The organism is Roseovarius ramblicola (assembly GCF_042430665.1).
Taxonomy (GTDB): Bacteria; Pseudomonadota; Alphaproteobacteria; order Rhodobacterales; family Rhodobacteraceae; genus Roseovarius; species Roseovarius ramblicola.
Genome location: NZ_JBHMEC010000004.1, coordinates 44569 through 71081 on the forward strand (window position 1 = coordinate 44569; position 26513 = coordinate 71081).

39 protein-coding genes and 1 pseudogene are annotated in these 26513 nt (G+C 68.0%); all 40 read left to right on the top strand.

All coding sequences use genetic code 11. From position 1 onward, the window contains the following. Window position 1: 1 nt before the first annotated feature. Entirely contained in the window at window positions 2-868 is an 867-nt protein-coding gene (locus ACFFU4_RS03035; RefSeq protein WP_377066927.1) for a ParB N-terminal domain-containing protein, read from the top strand. After that, a complete protein-coding gene (locus ACFFU4_RS03040) occupies window positions 865-2979 on the top strand; it encodes a transposase domain-containing protein (RefSeq protein ID WP_377066929.1) in 2115 nt (704 codons plus the stop codon). Before ACFFU4_RS03035 ends, ACFFU4_RS03040 begins: the two co-directional genes overlap by 4 nt. Before the next feature lie 15 nt (window positions 2980-2994). Then, window positions 2995-3792: an AAA family ATPase gene (locus tag ACFFU4_RS03045; protein WP_377066931.1), complete on the top strand. Its 798-nt coding sequence runs from the start codon at window positions 2995-2997 to the stop codon at window positions 3790-3792. Next, window positions 3792-4322, top strand: coding sequence for a hypothetical protein (locus tag ACFFU4_RS03050; protein ID WP_377066933.1), 531 nt, complete (start codon window positions 3792-3794; stop codon window positions 4320-4322). The genes ACFFU4_RS03045 and ACFFU4_RS03050 overlap by 1 nt, the downstream gene beginning before the upstream one ends. Beyond that, window positions 4319-4696, top strand: coding sequence for a hypothetical protein (locus ACFFU4_RS03055; RefSeq protein WP_377066935.1), 378 nt, complete (start codon window positions 4319-4321; stop codon window positions 4694-4696). The genes ACFFU4_RS03050 and ACFFU4_RS03055 overlap by 4 nt, the downstream gene beginning before the upstream one ends. After that, window positions 4683-5033 (top strand): hypothetical protein, encoded by a 351-nt coding sequence (locus ACFFU4_RS03060; RefSeq protein ID WP_377066937.1) that lies wholly within the window; start codon window positions 4683-4685, stop codon window positions 5031-5033. Before ACFFU4_RS03055 ends, ACFFU4_RS03060 begins: the two co-directional genes overlap by 14 nt. Continuing rightward, on the top strand, window positions 5030-5239 hold the full coding sequence (locus ACFFU4_RS03065) for a hypothetical protein (RefSeq protein ID WP_377066939.1): 210 nt from the start codon (window positions 5030-5032) through the stop codon (window positions 5237-5239). The genes ACFFU4_RS03060 and ACFFU4_RS03065 overlap by 4 nt, the downstream gene beginning before the upstream one ends. Then, a complete protein-coding gene (locus ACFFU4_RS03070; RefSeq protein ID WP_377066941.1) occupies window positions 5232-5882 on the top strand; it encodes a DUF3164 family protein in 651 nt (216 codons plus the stop codon). The genes ACFFU4_RS03065 and ACFFU4_RS03070 overlap by 8 nt, the downstream gene beginning before the upstream one ends. Before the next feature lies 1 nt (window position 5883). Continuing rightward, on the top strand, window positions 5884-6105 hold the full coding sequence (locus ACFFU4_RS03075; RefSeq protein ID WP_377066943.1) for a hypothetical protein: 222 nt from the start codon (window positions 5884-5886) through the stop codon (window positions 6103-6105). Beyond that, window positions 6105-6557, top strand: a complete 453-nt coding sequence (locus ACFFU4_RS03080) for a gp16 family protein (protein ID WP_377066945.1) — start codon at window positions 6105-6107, stop codon at window positions 6555-6557. The genes ACFFU4_RS03075 and ACFFU4_RS03080 overlap by 1 nt, the downstream gene beginning before the upstream one ends. Next, a complete protein-coding gene (locus ACFFU4_RS03085; protein ID WP_377066947.1) occupies window positions 6554-6805 on the top strand; it encodes a hypothetical protein in 252 nt (83 codons plus the stop codon). The genes ACFFU4_RS03080 and ACFFU4_RS03085 overlap by 4 nt, the downstream gene beginning before the upstream one ends. Further along, window positions 6795-7184 (top strand): hypothetical protein, encoded by a 390-nt coding sequence (locus tag ACFFU4_RS03090; protein ID WP_377066949.1) that lies wholly within the window; start codon window positions 6795-6797, stop codon window positions 7182-7184. The genes ACFFU4_RS03085 and ACFFU4_RS03090 overlap by 11 nt, the downstream gene beginning before the upstream one ends. Before the next feature lie 42 nt (window positions 7185-7226). Beyond that, entirely contained in the window at window positions 7227-7841 is a 615-nt protein-coding gene (locus ACFFU4_RS03095; RefSeq protein ID WP_377066951.1) for a holin-associated N-acetylmuramidase, read from the top strand. Further along, a complete protein-coding gene (locus ACFFU4_RS03100) occupies window positions 7829-8401 on the top strand; it encodes a holin family protein (RefSeq protein WP_377066953.1) in 573 nt (190 codons plus the stop codon). Before ACFFU4_RS03095 ends, ACFFU4_RS03100 begins: the two co-directional genes overlap by 13 nt. Further along, window positions 8398-8688, top strand: coding sequence for a hypothetical protein (locus tag ACFFU4_RS03105; RefSeq protein ID WP_377066955.1), 291 nt, complete (start codon window positions 8398-8400; stop codon window positions 8686-8688). The genes ACFFU4_RS03100 and ACFFU4_RS03105 overlap by 4 nt, the downstream gene beginning before the upstream one ends. After that, a complete protein-coding gene (locus ACFFU4_RS03110) occupies window positions 8685-9023 on the top strand; it encodes a DUF2730 family protein (protein ID WP_377066957.1) in 339 nt (112 codons plus the stop codon). The genes ACFFU4_RS03105 and ACFFU4_RS03110 overlap by 4 nt, the downstream gene beginning before the upstream one ends. Beyond that, window positions 9023-9325: a VpaChn25_0724 family phage protein gene (locus tag ACFFU4_RS03115; protein ID WP_377066959.1), complete on the top strand. Its 303-nt coding sequence runs from the start codon at window positions 9023-9025 to the stop codon at window positions 9323-9325. The genes ACFFU4_RS03110 and ACFFU4_RS03115 overlap by 1 nt, the downstream gene beginning before the upstream one ends. Before the next feature lie 2 nt (window positions 9326-9327). After that, a complete protein-coding gene (locus ACFFU4_RS03120) occupies window positions 9328-9903 on the top strand; it encodes a phage protein Gp27 family protein (protein ID WP_377066961.1) in 576 nt (191 codons plus the stop codon). Continuing rightward, window positions 9900-10100 carry a hypothetical protein gene (locus tag ACFFU4_RS03125; protein ID WP_377066963.1) on the top strand — a complete coding sequence of 67 codons (201 nt, stop codon included), beginning with the start codon at window positions 9900-9902 and terminating at the stop codon, window positions 10098-10100. The genes ACFFU4_RS03120 and ACFFU4_RS03125 overlap by 4 nt, the downstream gene beginning before the upstream one ends. Beyond that, the gene (locus ACFFU4_RS03130) at window positions 10097-10393 is read left to right on the top strand and encodes a ubiquitination-like system serine protease family protein (protein WP_377066965.1); all 297 of its coding nucleotides are present in this window, start codon (window positions 10097-10099) and stop codon (window positions 10391-10393) included. The genes ACFFU4_RS03125 and ACFFU4_RS03130 overlap by 4 nt, the downstream gene beginning before the upstream one ends. Beyond that, on the top strand, window positions 10393-10668 hold the full coding sequence (locus tag ACFFU4_RS03135; protein WP_377066967.1) for a hypothetical protein: 276 nt from the start codon (window positions 10393-10395) through the stop codon (window positions 10666-10668). Before ACFFU4_RS03130 ends, ACFFU4_RS03135 begins: the two co-directional genes overlap by 1 nt. Next, window positions 10668-12089: a phage terminase large subunit family protein gene (locus ACFFU4_RS03140; RefSeq protein ID WP_377066969.1), complete on the top strand. Its 1422-nt coding sequence runs from the start codon at window positions 10668-10670 to the stop codon at window positions 12087-12089. The genes ACFFU4_RS03135 and ACFFU4_RS03140 overlap by 1 nt, the downstream gene beginning before the upstream one ends. After that, the gene (locus ACFFU4_RS03145) at window positions 12082-13620 is read left to right on the top strand and encodes a DUF935 domain-containing protein (protein WP_377066971.1); all 1539 of its coding nucleotides are present in this window, start codon (window positions 12082-12084) and stop codon (window positions 13618-13620) included. The genes ACFFU4_RS03140 and ACFFU4_RS03145 overlap by 8 nt, the downstream gene beginning before the upstream one ends. Then, window positions 13617-14951: a phage head morphogenesis protein gene (locus tag ACFFU4_RS03150; RefSeq protein WP_377066973.1), complete on the top strand. Its 1335-nt coding sequence runs from the start codon at window positions 13617-13619 to the stop codon at window positions 14949-14951. The genes ACFFU4_RS03145 and ACFFU4_RS03150 overlap by 4 nt, the downstream gene beginning before the upstream one ends. Then, entirely contained in the window at window positions 14948-15166 is a 219-nt protein-coding gene (locus ACFFU4_RS03155) for a hypothetical protein (protein WP_377066975.1), read from the top strand. The genes ACFFU4_RS03150 and ACFFU4_RS03155 overlap by 4 nt, the downstream gene beginning before the upstream one ends. 299 nt (window positions 15167-15465) lie before the next feature. Then, window positions 15466-16851, top strand: a complete 1386-nt coding sequence (locus tag ACFFU4_RS03160; RefSeq protein ID WP_377066976.1) for a hypothetical protein — start codon at window positions 15466-15468, stop codon at window positions 16849-16851. Next, on the top strand, window positions 16844-17212 hold the full coding sequence (locus ACFFU4_RS03165) for a hypothetical protein (protein WP_377066978.1): 369 nt from the start codon (window positions 16844-16846) through the stop codon (window positions 17210-17212). The genes ACFFU4_RS03160 and ACFFU4_RS03165 overlap by 8 nt, the downstream gene beginning before the upstream one ends. An 18-nt stretch (window positions 17213-17230) precedes the next feature. Continuing rightward, window positions 17231-18190, top strand: a complete 960-nt coding sequence (locus tag ACFFU4_RS03170; RefSeq protein WP_377066980.1) for a hypothetical protein — start codon at window positions 17231-17233, stop codon at window positions 18188-18190. 12 nt (window positions 18191-18202) lie between these two features. Continuing rightward, window positions 18203-18565, top strand: coding sequence for a hypothetical protein (locus tag ACFFU4_RS03175; RefSeq protein ID WP_377066982.1), 363 nt, complete (start codon window positions 18203-18205; stop codon window positions 18563-18565). 84 nt (window positions 18566-18649) lie between these two features. Next, window positions 18650-18877, top strand: coding sequence for an Acb2/Tad1 domain-containing protein (locus ACFFU4_RS03180; RefSeq protein ID WP_377066984.1), 228 nt, complete (start codon window positions 18650-18652; stop codon window positions 18875-18877). Further along, window positions 18877-19302, top strand: coding sequence for a gp436 family protein (locus ACFFU4_RS03185; RefSeq protein ID WP_377066986.1), 426 nt, complete (start codon window positions 18877-18879; stop codon window positions 19300-19302). The genes ACFFU4_RS03180 and ACFFU4_RS03185 overlap by 1 nt, the downstream gene beginning before the upstream one ends. Window positions 19303-19312: 10 nt before the next feature. Then, entirely contained in the window at window positions 19313-19792 is a 480-nt protein-coding gene (locus ACFFU4_RS03190; protein ID WP_377066988.1) for a phage virion morphogenesis protein, read from the top strand. Beyond that, window positions 19789-20250 carry a phage tail terminator protein gene (locus tag ACFFU4_RS03195; protein ID WP_377066989.1) on the top strand — a complete coding sequence of 154 codons (462 nt, stop codon included), beginning with the start codon at window positions 19789-19791 and terminating at the stop codon, window positions 20248-20250. Before ACFFU4_RS03190 ends, ACFFU4_RS03195 begins: the two co-directional genes overlap by 4 nt. Window position 20251: 1 nt before the next feature. Then, window positions 20252-21235, top strand: coding sequence for a hypothetical protein (locus ACFFU4_RS03200; protein WP_377066991.1), 984 nt, complete (start codon window positions 20252-20254; stop codon window positions 21233-21235). Further along, on the top strand, window positions 21232-21555 hold the full coding sequence (locus ACFFU4_RS03205) for a hypothetical protein (RefSeq protein ID WP_377066993.1): 324 nt from the start codon (window positions 21232-21234) through the stop codon (window positions 21553-21555). The genes ACFFU4_RS03200 and ACFFU4_RS03205 overlap by 4 nt, the downstream gene beginning before the upstream one ends. 17 nt (window positions 21556-21572) lie before the next feature. Then, window positions 21573-21953, top strand: a complete 381-nt coding sequence (locus ACFFU4_RS03210; protein ID WP_377066995.1) for a DUF1799 domain-containing protein — start codon at window positions 21573-21575, stop codon at window positions 21951-21953. Continuing rightward, window positions 21953-25330, top strand: a complete 3378-nt coding sequence (locus ACFFU4_RS03215) for a tape measure protein (protein WP_377066997.1) — start codon at window positions 21953-21955, stop codon at window positions 25328-25330. The genes ACFFU4_RS03210 and ACFFU4_RS03215 overlap by 1 nt, the downstream gene beginning before the upstream one ends. Further along, complete coding sequence (locus ACFFU4_RS03220) at window positions 25331-25750, top strand: hypothetical protein (protein WP_377066999.1); 420 nt, start codon at window positions 25331-25333, stop codon at window positions 25748-25750. Continuing rightward, on the top strand, window positions 25750-26304 hold the full coding sequence (locus ACFFU4_RS03225; protein ID WP_377067001.1) for a DUF1833 family protein: 555 nt from the start codon (window positions 25750-25752) through the stop codon (window positions 26302-26304). The genes ACFFU4_RS03220 and ACFFU4_RS03225 overlap by 1 nt, the downstream gene beginning before the upstream one ends. Then, window positions 26273-26513: pseudogene (locus ACFFU4_RS03230) on the top strand (hypothetical protein); the annotation flags it as partial. The gene ACFFU4_RS03225 and the pseudogene ACFFU4_RS03230, both read left to right, overlap by 32 nt.

Here is a 26513-nt window from a genome sequence, read left to right on the forward strand (position 1 = left end):
GATGCGCCTGATCGAGACGCGCGAGATGGCGCTGGATGACATCCTGGTCGAGGACCGGCTGCGCCCGGTGGACGAGATGGGCGTATCGGCCATTCTGATGACAATCAACGAGGGCGGGGCGACCACTGATCCGATCGACGTGCGCCGGGTGCGCCGCAAGGGCGTGGTGACCTATCGCCTGATCGACGGCGCGCATCGCATGGCCGCCGAGCGGAAGCTGGGCAACACGACGATCCTTGCCTCCATCTACGAGGGCACGGATGCCGATGCCCGGCTGATGGAGATCGAGCGCAATCTGGCACGCGCCGAGATGAAGCCGGTGGACCGGGCGGTGTTCCTGTTGGAGTACAAGGAGGCCTATGAAAAGAAGCACCCGGAGGCCCGCGCGGCCATCGGGGCGGCGCTGATTGCCAAGCGATGGGATACGACGGGCACGATGCCCGTCGTATCGTTCGCCGCCAAAATCGGCCAGATGACGGGACAAGACGAGAGCACGGTGCGCCGCCAAATCCGCGCCGTGAAGGCGTTGGAGCGCCCAGAAATCGACGCTCTGCGCAATTCGCCGAACTGGATCTGCTACAAGGATATCGCCGAGATCGGCAAGATCGCCGAGGACGAGGAGCGCCGCTTTGCGGTCCAGAGCCTGTCGGCGGGTGAGGCGAAAACGGTCAAGGCCGCACGCAAGGCCTACGCGGCATCCCAAGGCAAGGCTGCGGTCCCTCTGAGCGACAAGGATCAGAAGCTGGCGCGGCTCGCGGACGCCTGGGCGCGAGCCGGGGAGGTCAATCGCCGGAAATTCGTCGAGGCTAACGCGGCCGAGATCGAAGACCTGTTGAAAGCGCTTTATCACGGGGAGGACGCTGCATGAGCGATCCCGCCCCCGCACAGCAATGGTGGAGCGCCGCCGAGCTGGCCGAGGCCGGTCTGCCGGACCTGCCGGGCACCAAGCGCAAGGTCAACGAGATGGCCAAGCGCGAGGGCTGGTCTGCGCAGCCTGGTAAGGTGCGGCGGCGGCGCGGTGCGGGTGGTGGGGTCGAGTATCACTGGAGCGTGCTGCCCATGCGGGCGCGGTTGCGGCTGGGGTCCGAGCAGGCCACGCGACAAGCGGCGCAGGCGGGTGCTAACGAGGCCTGGGCGCGGTTCGACGCGGCGGGCGACACCGCCCGCGCCGAGGCGGAGCGGCGGCTGAGTGCCATCGCACAGGTCGAGAGCCTCGAGGGTGCGGGGCTGACCCGGTCCATGTCCGTGCGCGAGGTCGCGCGCAAGCTGGGGTGCTCCGAGAAATCCATCTGGAACTGGCTGGGCATGTTGGAGGGCGTGAGCGCCGCTGATCGGCTGGCCTATCTGATCGACGGACGCGCGGTACGCAAGAGCCCCGGCCTACGCGCCGATCTCGATGACGAATTCTGCGCGCTCGTCCGGAGCGACTGGCTGCGCCCGTCGCAGCCGAGCCTGACCAGCTGCTATGACCGCGCCGCGCGGGTCTGGCTGGGTGAGAAGCGCAATAGTGCCGTGCCGCCCCTCCACCAGGTGCGTCGGTGGATGAAGGCCAACGTGTCAAAGCCGACCGAGGTGTTCATGCGCAAGGGGGCGGAGGCACTCAAACGGTTCTACCCGGCCCAGACACGATCCAAGGCGTTCATGGTCCCGATGGAGTGTATCCAGGGCGACTATCACAAATTCGACGTGTTCGTGCAGTGGCCGGGGATAGCCACGCCGGTGCGCCCGCAGCTTATGGCATGGTCGGACGTCTATTCCGGCAAGCTGCTGGCCTGGCGGCTGTCGGACACGGCCAACAGCCATACGGTGCAGCTGGTGACAGGCGACCTTATCCGTGAATGGGGCGTACCGCAGTCGGTTTTGATGGATAACGGTAAAGAATTCGCAAACAAGGCAATGACCGGCGGTGACAAAACTCGCAACACCTTCAAGGTCATGGACGAGGATATCCCTGGGCTACTGCCGCTGCTGGGTATCGAAATCCATTGGGCGACGCCCTATTCCGGCCAGTCCAAGCCGATCGAGCGGGCGTTCCGCGATCTTTGTGATCGCGTCGCCAAACACCCGGCCTTCGACGGGGCCTATACCGGCAACAGCCCGATGGCCAAGCCGGAGGATTACGGCAGCCGCGCAATCCCACTGGAGGATTTCAAGGCGGTTCTGGAAGAGGAGCTGGCGCATCACAATGCCCGGCCCGGGCGACGCAGCGAAGTGGCGATGGGGCGGTCGTTCAACGAGGTGTTCAACGAGGGATATGCGCGGGCCACGATCCGGCGCGCCACTGATGAGCAGCTGCGCCTGTGGCTGTTGCGGGCCGAGGGCGTGCGCGCCAAGCGCGGCAACGGCGCGCTCAAGCTCTATGACACGGAATATTGGTCGGAATGGATGTATCGGATCGCCGGCGAGAAGGTGGTCGCGCGGTTCGATGCCGACGATCTCGCGGCTGGGCTGGAGGTCTACGATCTCAAGGGCCGGTACCTGGGCCACGCGGAATGCCGCGAGGTGGTGCAGTTCTTCGATGTCGATCAATCGCGCGATCACAATCGCAAGCGCAAAGCCTGGATGAAGGCGCAGAAAGCCGAGGCGAAGGCGCTGCGGGAGTACACTGCCGCCGAGCTTGCCGCGCGGCTTCGTGCCTCGGGCGATCTGGCCCCAGACGAGCCGCTTCCCGAGGCGCAGGTGCATCAGCTGGTCACGCCGCACAAGGCCGCGCCCAAGCGCCGCGCTGCCACGCCGGAGGATACCGAGCGCGAGGCGGCACATTCGGCCACCATCGCACGGCTCGAGGAACGCCGCGCCGCCCCGCGCGAAGAGGATGATCCCGAAGTGCGGTTCGCCCGGGCCCGGGCGCTGGAGCGCGCCGTGGAGGCAGGCGAGGTGCTGACGCAAGCACAGGCCGACTGGCTCGGGGACTATCGGACATCATCGGAATACCGCGCGCATCTGCGCATTGAGCGGTGGTCCGAGGCCAATAACTGAGAAAAGGAGAGCAGCATGACACCTTCGATCGCACCGTTGCGCAATGTCGCGGCCCTGATCGGCCTCGTCGAGCGGGTGCAGGACCGTGCCTCCGGGCTGCCCGGCATGGCGACCTTCTACGGACCCTCCGGTTGGGGCAAGACCACCGCCGTCACCGTAGCCGCAAACGAGTTCCAGGCGCATGTCGTCCAGGTCAAGGACTGCTGGACGCCCACGTATCTCGCGCAGGCGATCCTGCGCGAGATCGGCCTGCCTCCGGTGCGCGGTGTTGCCGCCATGGTCGACGCGATCGGCGCGCAGCTGGCGCGCAGCGACCGGCCCCTGATCATCGACGACGCGCAGTATCTGCTTCGCAAGCGGATGATCGAGCTGGCCCGCGACATCTACGAGAGCTGCCAGTCCCCGGTGATCCTGGTGGGCGAGGAAAAGCTGCCGCAGGACCTGACCCGGTGGGAGAACATTCACAACCGTCAGCTTGCGTGGGAGCCTGCGTTGGCCTGCAACATGTCCGACGCCCAGAAGCTTGTGCCGATCTACGCGGCGGGCGTCGAGGTGGCCGACGATCTGCTCGGCGCGATCGTCGATGCCTCGGCAGGGTCGATACGCCGGGTTGCGACCAACCTTGCTTCGGCGCGCGAGATGGCCAAGGGGCGCGGTCGCCGGGCCGTCGATCTCGACATGTGGGGTCATCGCCCGTTCACAACCGGACAGCCGCCCGCGGTCAGGCGGGTTGAGGATTTCCGGCCGGTCATGCGGACCGAGACGCCTGAAACCGTGGTGCCGCTTGCCGGCGGCGGAAAGGCGGTTGGGTGATGAGCGAGCTGTTTGAGCAGATTTGGTCTGCGGTGAAGGATCTGCCGGATATGCACTGGCAGGACGTGGCCGCGCGCGGCTGTGCCGAGGATACGGCCAAGCGGTACCTGCGCCTCTGGCTCAGGGAGGGCCGCGTGAGGCCGAGCCGTGTCGGCCCGACCGGGAAGCGTTTCTACAGGCCTGCGCATCTGCCGCCTGCCGGACTGGAGCCTGCGAGCGGCGAGGCCACGCCCGAGGGCAACATGTGGCGCGCGATGCGGCAGTTGCGCCAGTTCAGCCCGACTGACCTCGCCGCCCACGCGAACGCCGGTGGTGTCGCCGTCACGGTCGAGAAGGCCCGCGCCTATTGTCGGCACCTGCTCGGGTCCGGTCATCTCAAGGTGCGCCAGACCGCCATTCCGGGGCAACGCGAGGCGCTCTACCAGATACTCGAGGACACCGGCCCGCGCCCTCCGAAGGCGGTTCGTCTCGCGGGCATCCTCGATCCGAACACCGGGGCGTTCACCCCGGCGAAAGGCGGTGCGGCATGAGTGCTGTCGACACCGCCCGTGAATTCTGGGGCGAGGCGATGCCCGACTGGATCGAGGCGCTGGCCATGGCCTGCGACCGCACGAGCCAGAACAAGGTGGCGGTTGAGATCGGGCGCAGCGCGAGCCTCGTCTCGAACGTGCTGCGCAACCGCTACCCGGCCGATCCGGGCGTCGTCGAGGACCTCGTGCGCGGGCATTACATGTCCCAGACCGTCGAATGCCCCGTGCAGGGCACCATCGGCAAGCAGGTCTGCCGGAAATGGCGCGGCCGGACCCGCCAGTTTCAGAACGTCAATGCTCAATACGTGACGATGTACCGGGCCTGCATGCGCTGCCCGATCAACACCGGGGAGGCGGAGCATGAGATATCCTGACACAAGCCTTGATCAGCCGATTTCCGAGCTCGCGAAGCAGGCTGTCCCTGCGCGCGTCATCGCCGAGCGGATCGGCGTGAAGCCCCAGAAGGTCCACAGCGTCCTGCATCGCCTGCGGCGGCACGGGGCGGAGTTTCCGCGCATCAGGCCGGGGCGAGGGCGCGGCCCGCAGGAGGTGCGGCTGACGCGGCTGAGCGCCGAGGTCCGCGCCGCGCTCGAGCCCTATGCCGCCGCGCGCGGGGTGACCGTCAAGGAACTGGCCGTTGCGATCCTCGATGTCGTTACGCGAGACGGGCTGGTGGGTGCGGTCCTCGACGACCGGAAGGGCCAGCCATGACCGCCCCCGACATCACCCGCTGGAGCCGCGAGGAGATGCTTCGCCTCGCCGCCTCGGCCGTCGCCAAGGTCGATCTGCTCGGCCCGCGCGGCACCACGCTGTGCTCGATGGACGAGATCGCCGCCATGGCGGGCGTCTGCGCGCTTCACGGCGTCGGGCCGCGCCTTCTTTCAACGCCCCCTTCAACAGGAGATGACCATGTCTGAGTTCACCCCCCACCCGGTGCCGTCGGGTCTTGTTTTGCAGAACGGGAAGTGGTTCCGCAATGATGCCAAGGGCCGGCTGGTTCCCAACGACCTGGTGCGCCCACAGGACGAGTTGATGGACGAGCAGGTCCGCAAGATCGCCGGGTATGCGCTGGCGTTGAGCGACCAGTTGCGGCGCTTCAAGGAGCACACGTTCGATGACATCTCGGCCTTCGAGGCGATCCTTGCGCAGGAGTACGAGACCAGCATCGGCGGGGCCAAGGGCAACAAGACGCTCACCTCCTATGACGGGCTCTACCAGGTGCAGGTGCAGGTGCAGGACCGGGTGGATTTCGGCCCGGAGCTGCAGGTTGCCAAGGGCCTGATCGACGAGTGCCTCAACGAATGGTCGGCCGACAGCCGCCCCGAAATACAGGCCATCGTTACCCGTGCCTTCAACACCGACAAGGAAGGCCAGATCAACCGCGCCGAGATATTCATGCTGCTGCGGCTCGACATCGAGGACCACCGCTGGCGGCGCGCCATGGACGCGATCCGCGACGCCATGCGCGTGGTGGGCAAGGCGACCTATGTGCGCGTGAAGCACCGGCCCGACACCGAGGCCCACTGGCAGACGGTGCTGCTCGATATCGCGAAGGTGTGAGATGGTCTATGCGGACGGCATGGAGGTCGAGCTTTTCGACCAGGTGGGGATCACTATCGGCGGGCGAGTGTTCAGTGGACAGATAACCTGCCGGCACCCCCGGAAGGAAACGGTCCGGGTCGGCTATTTCGACACAGAGGACACGAAAAAGAACGGAGATGGGCGGTGGAAGGTCGCCACGGTGCCCGTCGCGCAGGTCGAGCTTGTCGCGAGGGACGGGTAATGAGCCGGTCCCTCCATAAACTGATTTTCGCCGCCTGCCGCCAGCTGGGCCTCGACGATGACGCCCGGCGGGATTTGCAGGTGAGTGTCACCGGCAAGACGTCCCTGCGCGACATGAGCGATGGCGAGTTGAAGCTGCTTGTCAACCGGCTGAAGGAGGCCGGGTTCAAGGATCAGCCTGTCCGTTCGCGCCACAAGCCCGCTCCGCGCGCAGATCTGCGCATGATCCATGTGCTCTGGCGCAAGCTGGGCGAGGCGGGCGCCCTGCGCGACCCCAGCCGCCGGGGGCTCAACACCTTCATCCGAAAGCGCTTCGGGTCAAACTGGGGTTCGGTCCCGGCCGACGTGGACATGCTGCGCGACTGGCAGCAGATCGACGCGGTGATCCAGGCGCTGAAGGACTGGGGGCGGCGCGAGGGGATCGAGTTCGCCTGGGAGGATCACGCGCGGTGAAAAAGCCACTGCATCACGTCACCGATCACGCCTTGATCCGCTATCTGGAGCGGGTGGAGGGTGTCGATATCGAGGCGATCCGCCGCGAGATCGGGCGGGTCGCGGACCGGGGCATCGAGGCCGGGGCAAATGCTGTCATCAGCGGCGGGTTCATCTTCGTGATATCCGGTCCTACCGTGATCACGGTCAGGCCCCAGCACCAACCCTGCCTCAAGGGTCGTAGCCGGAGGCGTCGCCGTGGAGCATGAGCCGACATGGGTCGAGGAGCTGCGCGCCGAAATCGAGGACGTGCCTGTCGAGCGGTTCCTCGCCCGCGCGGGCGGCATGCGGCTCTATGTGCCGGGTGCGCGGCTCACCGGCAGCCTGCTCGTCACGCTCGCCGGGCGCGATATTGCCAGATGGTTGTCCGACCGCTACGCTGGCGAATATCTCGACGTGCCCTCGGCCCGCGCACAGGCCCGGGATGGCCTCAGGCAGGCGCTGCGCGAGGCCCCGGACACGCCGGTGAACGTGCTGGCGAACCGGTTTGGCGTCTCCGCCCGTCGCGTGTTGCAGGTCAAGGCGGAGCTGGCCCGCGAGGAAGAGCCGCCCCTTCTCAAGGCCATGCGAAGCGCTTCATCTGAATAAGCGCGCCCGCGCTCTCTATCCTGAACGGGAAAGGGGCGCGCCATGCTGTCAGTCCGAGACATCGCCGAGGAGATCGTCGCCCGCGAGGGCGGCTTCGTCAACGATCCCGACGATCCGGGCGGGGCCACGAATTTCGGCGTGACGATCCACACCATGCGCCAGCTCGGTCTCGATCTGGACCGGGACGGCGATATCGATGTCGCTGACGTGCGGCTGATGAGCCGTGAGCGCGCCGTCGACATCTTCATCGAGCATTACTTCCGCCGTCCGCGCATCGCCGATTTGCCCGAGGTGCTGCAGGCATCGGTCTTCGACATGCAGGTCAATGCCGGTTCCAACGCTGTGAAAATCCTGCAGCGGCTTGTGACGCAGATGGGTTTCACGACGACGGCAGACGGTGTGATCGGCCCGAGCACGCTGCATGCCGTCCAGATGGCGCATGACGCGGCCCCCGATCACATCGCCGACGCCTACGCCATCGCGCGGCGCAACTACTATTTCCGCCTGGCCGACGCGCGGCCCGCAAGCCGCAAGTTCGCCCGTTCGCGCTCGGGCGGCAAGGGCGGCTGGATCCGGCGCGCCGAGGAATTCATGAGCCCGCGCTACCGCATGACGCAGGCACAGTTCGATGAGAGGGTTTCGGCATGGGGTGGTTGAGAACGATCTTCGGGGCCGTGTTCGGTGGTGGCCGCAACGTGATCGCCGAGACGGCCGAGGTCTTCCGCCCCAATGCCGAGGCGGCGGATCAGCGCGCGGCGGACGCGCAGGGCGCGGCGCTGCGGCAGATGGCGGCGGAGTTCGGTTCGGTGCAGGGGCCGTGGGGCCGGTTCGTGGACGGGCTCAACCGCCTGCCGCGCCCCGCCATGGCCTTTGGCTGCATCTTCCTCTTCGGCTCGGCGATGCACGACCCCGTGTGGTTCGCGGAGCGGATGCAGGGGCTCGCCCTGGTGCCCGAGCCGCTGTGGGCGCTCATGGGCGCGATCGTGGCGTTCTACTTCGGCGCCAGAGAGCTGCACAAGTTCCGGGGCTCGTCGATGCAGAAGGAGGCCGCGCGGATCATCGCGCAGGCCCCGGATGTGGCCCGCAATGTCGCCACCCTGCGCGCCCTGCGCCACGACACCCCCGGCGCCGCCGATCCGGGCTCGGATGCCGACGCGGCGCTCGCCGCGACGCGCGAGGCCGAGAACCCGGCAATCGAGGATTGGAGGCGCGAATGAAACACCTGATCGTATTCCTCATCGGGCTGGCGGCGATCATCGCCGCGCTGCCCGCTTTCGCGCAGCCCTGTTATCCGCGCGACGCCGTGGCCGAGGGGCTGCGGTCCGAATATGGCGAGACGCTGCGCATGCGCGCGCTGACCTCCGGCGGTCACTTGGTCGAGCTCTTTGCCGCGCCCTCGGGCACATGGACGCTGATCCTCACGCGGCCTGATGGACTGTCCTGCGCGATGGACTCGGGCGAGGCGATCGAGATGGTCGAGCCGGTCGAAGGCGACCCGGCATGATGGATTGGGATTTGTTCTGGAAGGCGTCGGGCGTGATCCTGCCGTTGCTCGTGGCGATCTACACCTTCCTGGCCACGCGGCGCACCGATGTGGACAAGCAGTTCGAGGCGGGTGACGAGCGCATGGACCGGCACGAGGGGCGCATCGCCTGGCTTGAGCAGACCGTGCAGGTGATGCCGGGCAAGGACGACACTCACCGCCTCGAACTCATGCTGTCCGAGATGTCGGGGGACATGAAGGCGATGTGCTCGACCATGGAGGGGATGAAGGCGAGCCTGCAGCGCACCGAGGACATCGTTGGTCGCCACGAAGACCACCTGAGGGAGAAGCACTGATGGCAGATTATGCCGCCACCGTCCGCAAGCACCGCCGCCTTGCGATCCTGCGTCATCTCGAGCAGGTCTCGGGCTACACCACCAACGCCTCGATCCTGCGCGACGTGCTGCACGGCGTGGGCGTGGGCTCGACCTTCGACCAAGTCATCACCGAGCTGCACTGGCTGCAGGAGAACGGCATGGTCACGGTCAGCGACCACGGGGAGTTCGTGATCGCAGAGGCCACCCTGCGCGGCATCGAGATCGCGCGCGGCGAGGCCACGCATCCCGATATCCAGCGCCCCCGCGCCCGGAGGGTCTGACCATGCCCCCGCCCCGCAAGGTCGAGCTGCTGCCCGCCGAGCTGCGCCAGTGGCTGCACGAGTGGTGGAAGGAAAAGGGCTTTCACGGCTATGAGGATCTGGCCGAAGAGCTGAATTTCCGTCTTGAGCAAGACGGCCTCGAGCTGCGCATCGGCAAGAGCGCGCTGCACGCCTACGGGCAGGAATACGAGCACTTCGTCAAGCTGCAGGATGAGGCCGGGGCCTGGGCGCAGCAATGGCTGGCCGACAACGATCTGTCGGAGGAGGCCGACCGGCACCGCGTGCTCTTCCAGATGATGACCTCGGTCGCGTTCAAGGTGCTGAAGGCGCAGATGGGCAAGGACGGCGAGAAGATCGACCCGCGCGAGCTGCACTTCCTGGGCAAGATGATGAAGGACGTCATGTCGAGCGCGGGCATCCGCGAGCAGCTGATGGCGAAGGAGCGCGAGCGCATCGCCGCGGAGGCGGCGGAGGCTGCACGGGCGGAGGCGTCGGCCCAGCTTGAAACCGGCGTCGCCACGGGGCGGATCGACGCGGCGGCCGCACAGGCGGCGCGGGAAGTGATGGGGATGGCATGACCACCGGCGAGGACATGGTCAAGGGCGCAAAGGTGCTGGTGGGCGACGAGAACTGGCGCAAGGGGCCGGTCTGGCTCGCGTTCTGGGCATTCCTGTTCGGACGACGCGAGCGGTTCGAGCACCTGGACATGCGTTGCACCATCGCCTGGTGGCGCGACAAGCCCTACCTGGTCAGCATCCGAGAGGCACGCCCATGATCCGCGCCATCGAGTTCCCCGACCCGGCCGAGTTCCGGCGGCGAGAGCTGCCCGGTAGCTTTCATATCGACCTGACGCAGGGCGGCCCGAATGGCGCGGCCTTCTGGTTCTTCTGCCCCTGCGGCTGCGACGGGCCGTCCCGCATCCCGATCGGATTGCGGATCAAGCCCGAGACCGAGCCCTCCTGGTCCTGGAACGGATCGCTGAGCGAGCCGACGCTCTCACCGTCCGTCCGTCAGCTCAACTGCGGCTGGCACGGCTGGCTGCGCGACGGGTATTGGGAGAGCGTGTGATGGCGACCGCAGCGCAGATCGCCAACGACATGGCCGCGCATGCCGCGTACTGGGCAAAGCGTGATCTTAACATCGAGCGCGCCTGTCGCGACGCCGCGCGGGTGATCCGCGCTTTTCTCGCGGGAGACAGGGTGGATGGCCGAACATATTGGGGCGTCGATCTGAGGCTGTCGAATTTGGCGGACCGTAAGCCGGACTGGGGTGTGCAAGGCTATCCTGACTTTGACCGCGCCCGGATATGCATGCAGCGCCTGAAGGCCGAGGCGGGCCACTGATGCCCGAACAGGTCATCACCTTTCTGCCCTATCAGAAGCGCTGGCTGCAGGATGCCAGCCGCTTCAAGATCGGCATGTTCACCCGGCGTGGCGGCAAGACCTTCGGGGCGTGCGGCGAAATCGCGGACGACTGTTTTCGCGCTGAAATCGACCGGAGGCGCGTCCGGTGGACGATCCTGAGCCGGTCCGAAGCCACGGCCAAGGAGGCGATGGAGGATGCACTCAAGCCGATCTGCCGGGGCTTCTGGGCGGCCTACAACGAAATGGCACGCTCGGCCGAGCCGGAGTTTGGCGAGGGCGAGTTCTACAGCCGGGAACTGGACGCCACCTACAAGACGCACGAGGTGCGGTTTCCGGGCGGCTCACGGGTCACGGCTCTGTCGGCCTCGCCCGACGCCGCGCGTGGTTTTGGCGGCAACCTTTTGCTGGACGAGTTCGCGTTTCACCGCGACAGTCGCCGCATCTGGGGCAGCGCCTTTCCGGTCGCCGCGCGCGGCGGGCACAAGATCCGGGTGATCAGCACGCCCAACGGCAAGGGCAACAAGTTCTACGAGCTGATGACCGCCGAGGATACCAACTGGTCGCGCCATCACGTCGATATTTACCAGGCCGTTAAAGAGGGGCTTGAAGTTGATATCGACGAGCTGCGCGCGGGCATGGCCGACGAGGATGCCTGGGCGCAGGAATTCGAGCTGCAGTGGCTCGACGAGGCGGCGAGCTGGCTCGATTACGATCTGATCGCGGGCTGCGAGCATGGCGCGGCCGGGGACCCGGCGGGCTATACCGCCGGGCCGGTCTTCGTGGGCGTGGATATCGCGGCGCGCAACGACCTCTTCGTGATCTGGGTGGTCGAGGAGGTGGGCGACGTGCTTTGGACGCGCGAGATTATCGCGCGCAAGCGGATCAGCTTTGCCGAGCAGGACGAACTGCTGGCGGGCGTGTTCCGGCGCTACCGCGTGGCGCGGGCGGCCATCGACCAGACCGGTATGGGCGAAAAGCCGGTCGAGGATGCGCAGCGGCGCTATGGCTCGGTGCGGGTGGCAGGCGTGCTCTTTACCTCCGCCGCCAAACTGGACATGGCGACGACGCTGAAAGAGCAGATGCAGGACCGGCGGCTGCGCATCCCCGAGGGCGATCCGGTGCTACGCGCCGACCTGCACGCGATCCGCTCGCGCGTCGGGCCCACGGGCATCCGGCGGCTTATCTCGGATGGCGAGACGGACGGCCATGCCGACCGGTTCTGGGCCGGAGCACTTGCTGTCTCCGCCGCCGACGGGGGCGAGGTGCCGATGGAATATCGCTCGACCGGCCCGCGCCCGGGCACGACGATCGGAGATTTCACAGGTGCCCTGGAGCGGCGGCGCACGGGCTTTGCCAGGGGCAGCGGCGGCATGGATTTCGGAGGGTTCGGAGATGGCTAGGAAGACCACCACGATGCGGCTGCGCGCTGTGCGGATGCGCAACCCGATGGAGCTGTCGGGCATCCAGAACGGGCGCGACATCACCCGGCCCTGGATCGGCCCACTGCTGGAACCCACGGACCCGATCCTGCGCACGCGCGGGGGCGGCAGCTTTGATATCTACAAGCCGATCCTCACTGACCCGCAGGTCAAGTCGGTGATGACGCAGCGCCTGTCGGCCGTCACCAGCCGGGAGTGGGAGGTGGTGCCGGGCGAGGACACCGCGCAGGGCAGGCGCGCCGCCGACTGGCTGCGCGACGAGCTGGGCGCCATGAAGTTCGACCGGCTGACCGAGAAGATGCTCTGGGGGCTGTTCTACGGCTACTCGGTGGCCGAGCAGATGTTCCGCCGCGACGGCCGCCTCTGGGGCTGGGAGGAAGTCCGCGTCCGTGACCGGGTGCGGTTCCGCTTCGACGAGGAGTGCGGTCTGCGGCTGCTGACCATGTCGGACATGCTGACAGGTGAGGAGATGCCGCCCGAAAAATTCTGGGTGTTCTCGACCGGCGCTGATCACGACGACGAGCCCTACGGTCTCGGCCTCGCGCATTGGCTCTACTGGCCGGTGTGGTTCAAGCGCAACGGGCTGAAGCTGTGGCTGATCGCGCTCGACAAGTTCGGCATGCCCACGGCGCGCGGCAAATATCACCCGCAGGCCAGCGAGGACGAGCAGAAAAAGCTGATGGAGGCCGTGATGGCGATCCGGTCGGAGGCAGGGATCATCATCCCCGAAGGCATGGATATCGATCTGCTGACCGCGCCGGGCGGGTCGAGCCGTCTCGACTACCGCGCGCTGCACGACACGATGGACGCGGCGATCTCGAAGATCGTGCTGTCGCAGACGATGACCACCGATGACGGATCGAGCCGGTCCCAGGCCGAAGTGCACGCGGACGTGGCCGATGCCGTCAAGAAGTCTGACGCGGACCTGGTCTGCCAGTCCTTCAACGAGGGGCCGGTGGCGCGGCTCTCTGAGTTCAACTTTCCGGGTGTCGTCCCGCCGCGGGTCTGGCGGAAGATGGAGGACCCCGAGGACACCTCGGCGGCGGTCGAGCGCGACAGCAAGCTGCACCAGATGGGTTGGCGGATGACCGAGGATCGCGTGAAGGAGACCTATGGCGACGGGTACGAGCGGGCCGCGCCGGGACCCGGCCCGGATGCGCCGCCGCCTGATTTCGCCGAGCACGTCCACGACAGCGCCCTCGATGACCTCGCCGAACAGATCATCGCAGATGGCCACGCCGAAGACGCCGCGACACCGCTTTTTGCCGATCTCGCCGCGTTCCTCGAGAGCGCTGGCCCGGAGACCACGCTGGACGAGCTGCGCGCGCGTCTCGACGGCTTGCGCGACGCACCGGGCGACGGCCGCGCCCTGGTCGATCTTCTGACCGAGGCCAGTTTCGCCGCCCGACTGGCGGGCGAGCTGGGTGCGGTGATCGATGACGAGGAAGCGCCAGGGGGCGAGGACAGCCTGCCCGGCGCGGTGGCCCCGTGATCGATCTCAAGCGCCTGCGCCCGGAGGACGCGCTCAGCTTCTTTCGCTCCAAAGGGCTTGCGCCGCCCGATGCGCGGTTCGATTTCCGGGATGTTTGGCGTAACGAGCATGCCAGCAATTTCGTGGTCGCCAAGGCGAAGCGCACCGAGGTGCTGGAGGTGATCCAAGGGGCGATGGACCGCGCTATCGCCAACGGGGGCACGGTGGCAACGTTCACCGAAGAGCTGGAGCCGGAGCTCAAGCGCCTTGGCTGGTGGGGCCGGAGCATGGAGCGCGACCCGCTGACCGGCGAGTTGAAGAACGTCGAACTCGGTTCCGTTCGCCGGTTGCGGATCATGTTCGACGCCAACATGCGCGCGAGCCACGCCGCCGGGAAATGGGCACGGATCGAGCGGGTGAAGGACGCGTTTCCCTTCCTGCGCTACGTCCAGGTGCAGCGCGACACCAAGCGCCCCGAGCACGCGCGCTATCACGAGCTGATCCGCCCGGTGGATGATCCGGTCTGGGATCGCATCTACCCGCCCAATGGCTGGCGCTGCGGCTGCACCGTGCAGCAGCTGAGCCAGGCGATGATGGACCGGCGGGGCCAGCGCGTCACCGAGGAGTTCACGTTGCAGGAGCGCGGCGTGCTCAACCGGCGCACCGGGCAGATCGAGCCCACGGCGCTCGGGGTCGATCCGGCCTGGGACGGCAACCCGGGCAAGGCCTGGCTCGATCTGAGCGGGCGGCACGGGCCGATCTCGGGCGGTTTGTCGCCCGGGGCGGCGGCGACCGAGCTGGGCTTTGCCAGCCGCGCGCGCCTCTTCGGGATGTCGGAGGGTCGCGAACACCTGGGTGCGTTCGACCTTGCGACGGGCGAGGAGATCGACTGGACCATCGGAAGCGGAAAGGACGTCAAGCTGAGCCCGACGATGAAGGATCGGCTCGCGCGCGGCGTCGAGGTGGGGCTCGTGCACAACCACCCCAGTTCGGCGCCGCTCACGCCTGACGACATGGTCGTGATGTTCGATCGCCAGGTCTCCTCGATCATGGCCGTCGGCCACGATGGCTCGCTCTACCGCGCGCAACTTCTGAGGCCCACCACCGGGGATATCCGGGAATTGGCAGAGGTGGCGGCGGAAATCATCGACGATCTGGCCCCCGGCATGGCGACGATTGACCGAGACCATGCGGTGCGGCTTACGCTTCTCGATGTGTTGCAGTCTCGGGGTCTTATCCTATATCAGGAAAGTCTGGGAGCGCAGGCACAAGCCGTGCGGTCGCGCGCGGAAGAGACGGCGCAGACCGCGTCCGCCATGATCATTCGGATCCTCAACGGAGACGCGTCATGAGAAATCTGCTGGTCGAGCCGCCCGACGAATTCAGCCGCGACGCGTACGAGAATGCCCTGCGCGAGGCCGAGGCGCTGCCCGATGACAACCCGGACAAGGAGGAGCTGGTCGCTGTGCGCCGCGCGGACCTGTGGTCCTATTTCGACCGGCCCCGCCGCACCCCCGAAGAACGCCGCGCGGTCCTGCGCAACTTCCTCGAAGACCCGGCCTCCTGAGGCGGTTTTCGGGCTTCTCGCGCCCGCAGGCGAGGTGGCACGCGGCCCCCTCGAACGGAATGCGTCACCAGAGCGCCGTTAAATACCCATTCAATACCCCCCTCGACCATTCCACGGCCCGGAGGCCGTGCGCGTCAAAGGCGCACTGTGCGGGCCGCTGAGCGCCTGTGCCCGAATGAGGCTTGCCCGGTGCCGGTGCCTCCGGCTAGGGTGCTGGTGTCGCGCGCCGCCCCGGTCCCGGCGTTTCCCGTGAAGCCCTTCATCTGATATGCGCCCGCGCCGCGGCCTAGTGTCGGGCCATGACAAAGCCGCTTCACATCTTCCGCGCCGGTCGCCACACCGCCATGTCCGGCCAGAGCTTCGAGTTCTCCGAGGCCGAGGTCGAGGCCGTCGCCGCCGCCTATGACCCCGCCCTGCACGAGGCCCCGATCGTCGTGGGCCATCCGCGCACCGACGCGCCCGCTTACGGCTGGGTGAAGTCCCTGCGTGCCGAGGGCGCTGAGCTTTTCGCCGAGCCCGACCAGGTTGAGCCCGCCTTTGCCGAGATGGTGCGCGCCGGCCGCTTCAAGCGGATCAGCGCCAGCTTCTATCCGCCGAAGGCGTCTGCCAATCCTGCGCCCGGCACCTACTACCTCAAGCATGTCGGCTTCCTCGGTGCGCAGCCGCCCGCGGTGAAAGGGCTCAAGGCGGCCGAGTTCGCCGATGATGCAGAGGCCGTGACGCTGGAGATCGACTTCTCGGAGGCGGAGATCGCCGGTGTCGCCTCCGCCGGGTTCGGCGGTTTGCGCCGGGTGGTCGCGGGTCTGCGCGACTGGCTGCTGTCTTCGCAAGGTCAGGAGGTGGCCGACCGGATCGTGCCCTCCCATGAGCTGGAGCACATCCGCACCACCGAGGAATTCATGCGCAACGTGATCGAGCGCGGCGGCGGTGAGACGGCGGTGCCAAGCTTTGCCGAGACCGATCTGTCGCGCCGCCTCAACGCCCGCCTCGACGAGCGGGCCGAAGATGCCGCCGCGCGCTCGGACCTGGTCGAACGGATGGCGACAGAGGCCGGGATCGAACGCGGCACCGTCCTGCAAATCCTGCGCGGCGAGATCGCCACGCCCCCCGAAGAGCGCCTGCGCGGCTTCGCGAAGGTGCTCGGCCTCAAGGCCGACGATCTGATCGGCCTCGTCGATCTGGCGGAAACCGAAGAAGGAGAGACAGACATGTCCGGCAAGGACAAACAGACCCCCGAAGACCGGCAGGCCGCGCTCGATGCGCGCGAAGCCGAGATCGCCGCGAAGGAAGCGGCCTTTGCCGAGACCTGCGCGGAGGAGCGCCGCAAGGAAGATGCGGCCCTGCTCGACACGCTGGCTGAAGACGGGCGCATCGCCCCCGGCCTCAAGGACGAGATGGCGGCTTTCATGGAGGCCCTCGATGCCGAGGATGAGGTCAGCTTTGCCGAGGGCAAGGCTGCCAGCCCGCGCGACTGGTTTCGTGATCTGCTGTCGAAGCAGACCCGCCAGCTGATCGATTTCAGCGAACGCGCGGGCGGCGAGACCGTCCCGCAGATCAAGTCCCACGAAGATGTCACCGCCGCCGCGAACCGCCTCGTCATCGAGGCCGGGAAGGAGGGGCGGCCGCTCAGCTTCTCCGAGGCGGTGCGTGAGATCGCAGACACCATGGAGGCCGACAATGCCTAACCCCGGAGCGTTCATCAAATCCTACACCGCCGAGGCGGCGGTGCCCGGCCGCCGCATCGTGAAGTTCGGTAGCGCTGCAGGCGCGATCGTGGCCGCCGCCGCCGCGACCGACGCCGCGATCGGCATCACCGATCAGCTCGATGCAGCCCAGGGCATGCTGACCGACGTCATCATGTCGGGCTCGGCAGAGCTGAAGATGTCCGGCACCGGGGCCGCGGGCGCGCCCGTCACCGCCAACGCGAGCGGCCTGGGCGTCGCGGCCTCGGCCGGGGCGGGCAACGTGGCCATCGGCTACGCGCTGTCGGCCTGGGCGGATGGCGACATCATCGACGTGGCCATCGCCCGCCATTCCGTCACCTGAGCCCCGAGGAGCTGATCCATGAGCACCCCCACCCCCTTCGTCGTCGATCCGGTCCTGACCGCGATCGCCGTCAACTACCGCAACCCCGACGTGGCCTTCATCGCCGACGATCTCATGCCGCGCGTGCCGGTCATGGCCCCCGACTTCAAGTGGACCTATTTCCCGCCCGAGCAGATGTTCACGGTGCCCGACACCGAGGTGGGCCGCAAGGGTGTGGTGAGCCAGGTCGAGTTCACCGGCGAGGAGCGCACCTCGAGCGTCAAGGATTACGGTCTCGACGACGTGATCCCGCAGCGCGATATCGACACTGCCCGCGCCCTGCGCGCCCAGGGCAACTCGGCGTTCGACCCGGAGGCGCGCGCCGTCGAAGGTCTCACGCACCTGACCATGCTCGACCGCGAGAAGCGGGTGGCGGCGATGGTGCAGGACGCGGCCAACTATGACGCCGACAAGAAGGTCACCCTGTCGGGAACGGGCCAGTTCAGCGACCCGGCCTCGGACCCGATCGGCGTGATCTCTGCCGCGCTCGACGCCACCTTCATCATGCGCCCCAACGTGGCGGCGATGGGGCGCAAGGACTGGACCGCACTCTCGACGCACCCGGACATCCTCAAGGCCATCAACCGCACATCGGGCGACAAGGGCCGCGCCAGCCGCGAGGCGGTGGCCGAGCTCTTCGAGCTTTCGGACATCCTCGTGGGCGACAGCTACATCAACGCTTCCAACAAGGGGCAGACCGCGTCCTTCGAGCGGGTCTGGGGCGGGAACATCGCCCTTGTCCATCGCAACCGGCAGGCCGGGCCGGACGGCACCGCGCCCGCCTGGGGCTGGACGGCACAGTTCGACGGGCGCGTGGCGGGGCGGTTTCCGAACCCGCATGCCGGGCTCAAGGGCTCGATCACCCTGCGCGTCGGCGAGCAGCTGCGCGAGGTCATCGCGGCCCCCGCGACCGGCTATCTCATCCAGGGCGCGACATAAGGAGACCCGAGCATGACCTACCGCATCAAGACGACCGTGATCGCCGCCAAACGGCTGGCTTTCAACACCGAAGCGGAGGCCGGCGAGATCGGCACCGAGGCGGAGATCGCGCGGCTGCTGGAGCTGGGCGCGATCGAGGAGATCGAGGACGCGGAGCCAAGGCCGCAGCCGGAGCTGCCGGAGATGGACGACGTGCTGCGCGCCGCCATGATCGAGGCGATCGGCAATCTGCCCGCCGATGGCTTTACGTCGTCTGGCAAGCCGTCGGTCGAGGCGCTGGAGGCGGCGCTGCCCGAGCACGCGGACCGGATCACGGCGGCCGCACGCGACATGGTCTGGGACGAGATGAAGGCGGCTGCGGACGCGGCCTCCTGAGAATACCGCCAGGGGACGTCGCCGAGGATCAGGCGTGACAGCCGGGAGAGACCGGCACCCGAACACCTGAGCCCGGAGGCCCCGATGCCCGACACGATCAAGAGCAGCGATGACGCCCGGGCGGGCAACAGCCCCGTGCGGCACGCCTATCGCCAGCTCAGCGATATCGAGAAGCGGCGCGTCGAGGCGATCAAGGATCATGGGCAGGCGCTCCTCGACGAGATCGCCGAAGAGCAGGGCCGCGAATTCGCCATCGCCCGCACCAAGATCGAGGAGGCAGTGATGTGGGCGGTGAAGGGAGTGACCCGCTGATGCCCTATCTCACGACGCAGAACATGATCGACCGCTTCGGCGAGACCCGCCTCGCGGAGCTCACCACCCGCGACGGCATGGTGACGGGCATCGACGCAGGCGCGCTGCAGACCGCCATCGACGATGCGGTGGCCGAGGTCGAAAGTTACGTGGCCGGGCTCTACGATGCCGCCAACCCGCCCCGGGTTCTGACCGTGCATGCCGCCGCCATCGCCTGGTATCGCCTGCTGGGCGACCGCGCGCCCGTTGTCGAAGGGGCGAAGTCCAATTACGACCACGCGCTCGCTTTCCTCCGCCGAGCCCATGCGGGTGAGGTCTCGTTGGGAGACGAAACCCCCGCCGACAGTGCGCCGGGGCAATCGAATGCACCCCGGACCGCCGGGCCGGACGCCACCTTCACCCGCGACAGCCTCAAGGGGTTCTGAGATGGTCACGATGACCCTCTCTCTCGACGCGGCCCCGCTCGACGCGGCTCTTGGGGACGCGATCCGCCGCGCGACCGACATGACACCGCTGATGCGCCGGATCGGAAACGTGCTGGAAACCTCGGTCTCCGAGCGATTCGAGCAGTCGAAGGGACCAGACGGCGGGCCCTGGCCGGTATCGATCCGCGCGCGGGAGGAGGGTGGTCAGACGCTGATCGACAGCGCCAGGCTGCGCGACAGCATCGTCACCGAAGTCGAGCCTCGCGCAGTCGAGATCGGCAGCAGCCTGGACTACGCGGCGACGCATCAGTTCGGTGCGACCATCAAGCCGCGCGATGCCAAGGCGCTCGCCTTCCGCTTGCCGGGCGGACAGTTCGTCACCGTGGGCCAGGTGGAGATCCCCGCGCGGCCCTTCCTCGGTTTCGACGCGCGCGACGAGGCCGACATCGGCGACACGGTCGAGGCCTATTTCCGCGAGGCGTTCCAGTGAGTGCGCCGGTCCTGCAACTCGCGCCCGTCGTTGAGCGTGTCCAGCGCGGCGGCATCTACCGCAGCGTCTCGGGCGCGCGCGACATGGCCCGCATCGCCCGCGAGGGCGCGGCGGGCAGCCCCCTCGCGTTCGTCATGCCCGGCGCGGAGCGGCCACGGGCCGCGGGCGTTGCGGGCGGTGTCCAGCACAGCGCGGTGCAGGCCACATTTTTGGTCATCACGCTCGCCGAGGACCTGCGGCGCGATGCGGGCGGGCGCGCAATCAGCCAGCTCGAGGAGGTCCGCGCGCGGCTCTTGCCGCTGCTCGAAGGCTGGGGACCGGACTATGCCAGCGGCCCGGTCGCCCATGAAAGCGGTCAGCTCGTGACCGGCCCGCTCCCGGGCGGGCTGATCGGCTGGCAGGATGAATTCTCGCTCCGCTTCCGGCGGCGCATCGCACACACCACGACAGGAGGCTGACATGCCCATGAGTTTCGACACGCGATTTCTGATCGCCAAGCTGCAGACCGCGCAGGGCGTGGCTGCGGACTACGCCGGCGCGGACCTGATCCCCGCGATCGAGCTCGCGCATCGTCCGCTCGAGGCCGACCGGCAGAGCCGCGACCTGGTGGACGGCAACCCGGGTGCAACGGGTGCGGATTTCCTCAGCCGGCCCCGCGTGCGGGTGACCGCCGCGCTTGAGGCATCGGCCGCGGCCGCGCTCGGCGACGCGCCGTTCTGGGGCGCGATGGCGCAGGCCTGCGGCCTCGCCGAGACGCTCACCGCAACCACGTCGGCGGCCTATTCGCCGCGGCAGGACGACGCGTTCAAGTGGGCCACGCTGGTGGGCGGCTTCGGCGGCAGCCAGGGCGCGCCGGGCACGGCGGCCGACTTTCTCCAGGAGGCCCTCGACGCCACCGGCACGATGGGCTTCACCGCCCGCGACGGCGAACTGCCGCGGCTTTCCTTCGAGTTGACCGCGCTCTACGGCGCGCCGGTCGCGCGCAGCGCCGTGGTCGCGGCCTCGCCCCTCGACGTCGGTACGCTCGGCCAGGCGGCCTATGTCGAGGCGGACCATGTCAGCCACGCGAACACGACCTTCACCTTCGCGGGCGAGACCCTCATCCTGCGCGAGTTGACGATGCAGGACGAGACGCCGGTCATCCACAACGACCGCCCCAACGATCTGAGCACGCGCCGCGGGCGGCGGCGCTATACCGGGCGGCTCGTCGTCACGGCGCCGGCGTTGGGCGATCTGGACTATTTCGCGCGGTCGCTCGACGGCACCGAGCAGGCGCTCCTGTTCCGCAACGGCTCGGCCGGAAACCAGGTCGAGTTCCGCGCCGACCGGGTGCAGGCGTTCCTGTCGGACATGGGCGAGCAGGACAACGAGGTCACCGCCACCTTCGACCTGCTCTACCTGCGCGACGACACCACCAACGAATTCCGGATCACCGCGCAATGACGGCCTTTCGGTTCAACCCCCGCCCCGTCACCTGGGTGACCGTGAAGGTCAACGCGCCCGTCGAGGACGGTATCGAGCCCCAGAACTTCCGGGCCAAGGTCCTGATCCTGCCCGAAGCGGAGCGACAGGCGATCGCCGACGACCCGCGCGAGGCGTTGCGGCAGGTGTGGCTCGGCTGGGAGGGCATCGAGGACATCGACGGCAATCCGGTGCCCTTCTCGAAAAAGGCCCGCGAGCAACTGATGGGCTACAGCTACATCACGCTCGGGGTCGCCGAGGCCTATCGGCGGGCGACCGCGGGGATCGAGACAAAAAACTGACCGAGGCGGCGGAGGCGATGCTCCGGCGTCCAGCCTCCGCCGCCGGTCCCGAGAGGTTCCGCGCCGAGCTCGAGGCGTTCGGGCTTGAAGCGGCGCAGATTGACACAATGGTCAAGGCCGCCGGAGGCGCGGCGCGAAAGGACGAGATCGAGGTGTTCGGCTGGTGTGCCACATCCCTGCGCTGGTTTCTGGCCATGGCGTCGCAATGGCGGCGCGACGGTGAGGGCCGCGTGACAGGTCTCGACTATGGTCCGGCCGAGGCCACGGCGCGCATGGCCGGGCTCGACACCGGCCCGGATGACTTCGCGCGGTTGCAGGTGCTGGAACAGGCCACGCTGCGCGTGCTGCGCGAACGCCCGCAGCGACCACGCGCGCATGGGCTCGGGGGGCGGCGGTAATGCTCAATGTCAGAGCCAGGTATGACGCGGATGCGGGCGGGTTCGTCGCGGGCACCAAACAGGCCCGCGATGAACTGGGCCGGTTCAGGAAGGCCAGCGACACCGCCTCGGACGGCCTGCGCGGCACCGGCACTTCGGCGCGCCGCGCCGGTGACCAGGTCGAGCGGTACCGCGACGACACCGTGCGTGCCCGCCGCGAGACGCGTGGCTTCGGCTCTGACCTGAGCCGGTTGCGCGGCCTCATCGCGGGCGTCGGTATTGGTCTTCTCACGCGCGAGGTATTCCGCACCGGGCTTGCCGCAGAGAGCCTGTCGGCGCGGTTCCGCACCGCCACCGGCAGCGTCGAGGCGGGCGAGGCCGCGATGCAGTCGGCACGCGCGACCGCCGAGCGCTTCGGCCTCGATCTGGTCGCTGTCGAGCGTGGCCTGTCGGGCCTGCTGGCGGCGTCGCGCGGAACCGATATCGAGGATCAGGCCACCACGATCTTCGAGGGCGTGGCCACCGCCGCCGCCGCCCTGCAGCTGCCCGCAGAGCAGGTGCAGGGCGCGCTCACCGCCATCGAGCAGGTCATGTCCAAGGGCAAGGTGCAGGCCGAGGAGCTGCGCGGCCAGCTTGGCGAGCGGATCCCCGGTGCCTTCCAGATCGCCGCGCGGGCGATGAATGTCACCACCTCCGAGCTGAGCGACATGCTGGAGGCGGGCGAGGTGCTCTCGGAGGACTTCCTGCCGCGCTTTGCCCGTCAGCTGCGCGAGGAGTTCGGCGAGGGCGCGCGGGCCGCGGCCCAAGGAGCCACGGCGGACTTCAACCGGTTCCGCAACGAGCTTGTCCAGGCGCAGCGCGAGTTCGCGCAGTCCGGCTTCCTCGTGGGTGTCACCGACGGGATGCTCGCCATCACCGAAACGCTGCGCGATCCCGGCACACAGGAGGGATTGCGCGCCTTCGGGCAGGTTCTGGGAGACGGGCTGTCCTTTGCCGCAGAGAACGCAGGCGATCTGGGCCAGGCCATCTCGGCGCTCATCGCGATGCGGTTCGCCGGGCATCTCGTCGGCTGGGGCCGCGCCGCCCGGACCGCCGCCGTCGGGCTGACCGGCCTGCGCGCCGGCGTGGCTGCGCTCGGCGGGCCGGTGGGCATCGGTCTCGCCGCCCTGACCGCCGGGCTCACCGCGCTGCCCTTCCTCATCGAGGATAATGACGAGAAGGTCGCGAACCTGCGCGAGGCCACGGACCGCGCGGGCGAGGCGATGGAGCGCTATGCCGAGGCCAGCCGCCAGGCGGCGCGCGACCAGGACGAGCTGGGCGGCAAGGTCCGCGCCACGACGCAGGAGATGCTCAACCAGAGCCGCGCCGATTTGCAGGACGCGGTGCGCGACGCGCAGGAGAAGCTCGCCAAGGTTCAGCGTGATATTCAACAAGCCGGAACCGATAGTATCCTGAAAGGCATTTTCGACGCCAGTCTCGAGCGTAACGCGCGTCTGACCGGAGACTCTCCGGACCTTACAGAAAGGCTTCGCCTCCGTCGGGAAGCATTCGATGACCCCAACACGCTTGGTCCGGCCTTCGGTGAAATCTTTACACTCGTGAAGGAGCTTCGAGAAGGCGGGGACGTCGCCTTCGATGAGATTGCACAGGGTATAGATCGCTTCGTCGGCGTGGGCCAAGAGGCGCGCGAGGCCGCGCGGGGCGTGATGCTGGCGCTCGGCGATATCAACACTGTCGATCTCGGCAGCGCCGAGGCGCAGATCTTGCGGATTGCAGAGGGCATCGGCGGTCTCGAGGCGCAGATCGCGGCGGTAGAGACTGCCAGTGACGACGAAAGCCGCGCGCAGGCTCTCGCCGTTCTGGCCGACCGCCTGTTCGAGATGGCGGACGCGGCGGAGGCGTTCCGCGAGGCCGCGCCAAAGGGGTTCCGCGAGACCCTCAAGGAAGGGGCTTCCACCCAAACCCTTCTCGAAAAGATCAGGGCCGCGCTCAGGGGCAATCTCGACCTCACCGAAGACACCGCCGCCGCCGCCGACACGATCGACTTTTCCGGAGCCGCCTCGAGCGCCTCGGCCATGGCCGGGGAATTTGAACGCGCGGGCAAGGCGCTGGCGGCGCTGCAGGGCGGGCTGATCGATCTCGATTTCCAGAACGTCGGGCTCGAGGCCGAGATCGCGGCGCTCGAGGCCGGGGCCAGCGAGGCCGAGGCGCGGATCGCGGGGGAGCTGGCGCGCGCCCGGGCACAGCTTGATCCCCTCATCGATGCGCGGCGCGGACCCGATGACGGCTTGCGCGCGCCGCAGGCCGCGGATGCAGCAGAAGCCGCGCTGCGGGCGCAGGAAGAGGCGCTGGAGCGCCGCCTCACCAACCAGGAACGCCGGGCAGCCTTGGTGCGGCAGCTATCACCGCGCAGCAGCGGCGGGGCGACGAAAGAGGTCGATCTCGCGGGCGATATCGTCGAGGAATTCGGCCAGCGCTTCGGCGGCACGTTCGATTTCGCGACGGCGCGGATCGAGGAATGGCGCGCGGCCACGCTGGCGAGCCTCAAGGCGGCGGGCCTGGGCCACACCGAACTCGCGGACATGGTCGACGGGATCGCGCGCGACCGGCTGGCCGAGGCCTACCAGGAGGACCTGCGCAACCGCGAGGACTGGGCCGCCGGGATCGAGCGCGGACTCGACGACATCTTCGGCACCCAACTCACCATGGCGGAGGTGGCCGAGGACACGGTCAAGGCCGCGTTCCAAGGCATGGAAGACGCCTTTGTCAGCCTCGCCACCACCGGCAAGATCGAGACGGCGGACCTCGTGGATTTCGCCCTGCGCCAGATCTTCCGCCTTGCCGCCGCCTCGGCCACCGGCAATCTCGGCAGCGCCGGGGGCGGGATATTCGGCAATCTGTTCTCCGGCCTGTTCAACGGTCTGTTCTCAGGCCCTGCGCCGGGCAGCGCGAACAGCCTGCAACTACACGACGGCGGCCTGGCCGGTCGCGATGGATCCCCGCGCCGCGTCGATCCACGGGTCTTCGATGACGCGCATCGGCTCCACATCGGCGGGCTCGCCGGGAACGAGGTCCCCGCGATCCTCGAGGACGACGAGCGCGTGCTGACCCTCGCACAGCAGCAATCCACCGCCGCCACGATCGAGGGCCTTGCCCGGCTTGCCGCCGCGCCAGGCGCGGCTCCGGCCGCCTCCGCTGCCCCCGCCAATGTCAACGTCCGCGTCTTCGGTGTGGAGAATGAGGAAGAGCCCCGCGTCGAGACCCGGCAGAACGGCAACGACCTCGATATCGATCTGATCTTCCGCGAGTTCGAGGGTCGCCTTGGCCGCAACCTCGCGCGCGGACGGGGGCTCGCGCCCGCGATCGCAGGGCGGTTCAATTTGCGGGGAGGCATGTAGATGGCGCTTAAATGGCCCTTTCCAGACCTGTTCAAGCCGCAGATCGATAGCTGGCAGATGACGATGCCGGGCGTCACCCGGCGTACCGAGTTCGATGAGGGCGAGGATCGCGTCAGGCGTACGGCGCATTTCCGTCCGCACCGGCAACGGTTCGACATCGACATCCGTCGCGCGGACCTCCCGGTGTTGCGCCGGTGGTTCTACGAGGATGCCGATGGCGGCCGGCTGTGGTTCGAGATGTCGGCCCTCGTCGATGACGCCTACCAGACGGTCGAGGCGCGGATCGTCGGTGACGGCCGCGACGCCATGTCCGCGCGGCTGGTGGGGGATCATGACTACCGGCTCTCGCTCGAGATCGAGATACGTGGTTTGCCGCGGGTCGCGGACGCCGAATACTACGCGCGACAGGGAATTAGCTGATGCCGCACCCGTCGATCATCGCCAGCTATGCCTACGCCACCGACGACGTCGAGATCGCCACGGTCGAGGTGCGCCACGCCGAGATCACCGATCCCGGCACCGGTACCGCGGGCGCGATCCGGCTCGCCAGCGTCTTCGCGGATGCCCCCGATATCGAGCAGACCCCGTTCTTCGAGGCCAAGCTGGAGCCGGACGCGCCGATACAGGGCGGACAGGTGGTGCAGTTCAACCGTGCCCCCATCGAGATCATGCGCCCGGAGAAAACATCGCTCGGCGTGCCGCTCGCGCGGTTTCGGTTCTCCAATGTGGACGCGCGGATCACCCGTGCCCTGATCGCCGCCTCCAAGACGCTCGACCCTGTCCGGATCACGATCCGCGCCTTTACCATGGGCACGCGCCTCTCGGGTCAGCCCGAGGTGCTTGACGGGTTCGAGCTGGTGGACCCGGTGGTTCGGACCGGTGGCGTTGAGGTCACCGCCCGCGCACCGGACGTGATCAACACCCCCTTTCACAGGCAGTTTTATGACACGCGCTTCCCCCTGCTCGGCATCTGATATCGCGGCACTCATCGGCACGCCCTGGCAAGAGGGCGCGGCCGGGCCGGAGGCCTACGACTGCTGGGCCGCCGCCGGAATGGTGCAGGAGAGGTTCTTTGGCCGCCAGTTGCCCGGGCTTGGCGCCGACCGCCGCAAGGCCATCACGCGGGCGCGCACGGCCTGGGTGCGCGCGGCCAGGCCATGCGAGGGCGATATCGTCGAGATGC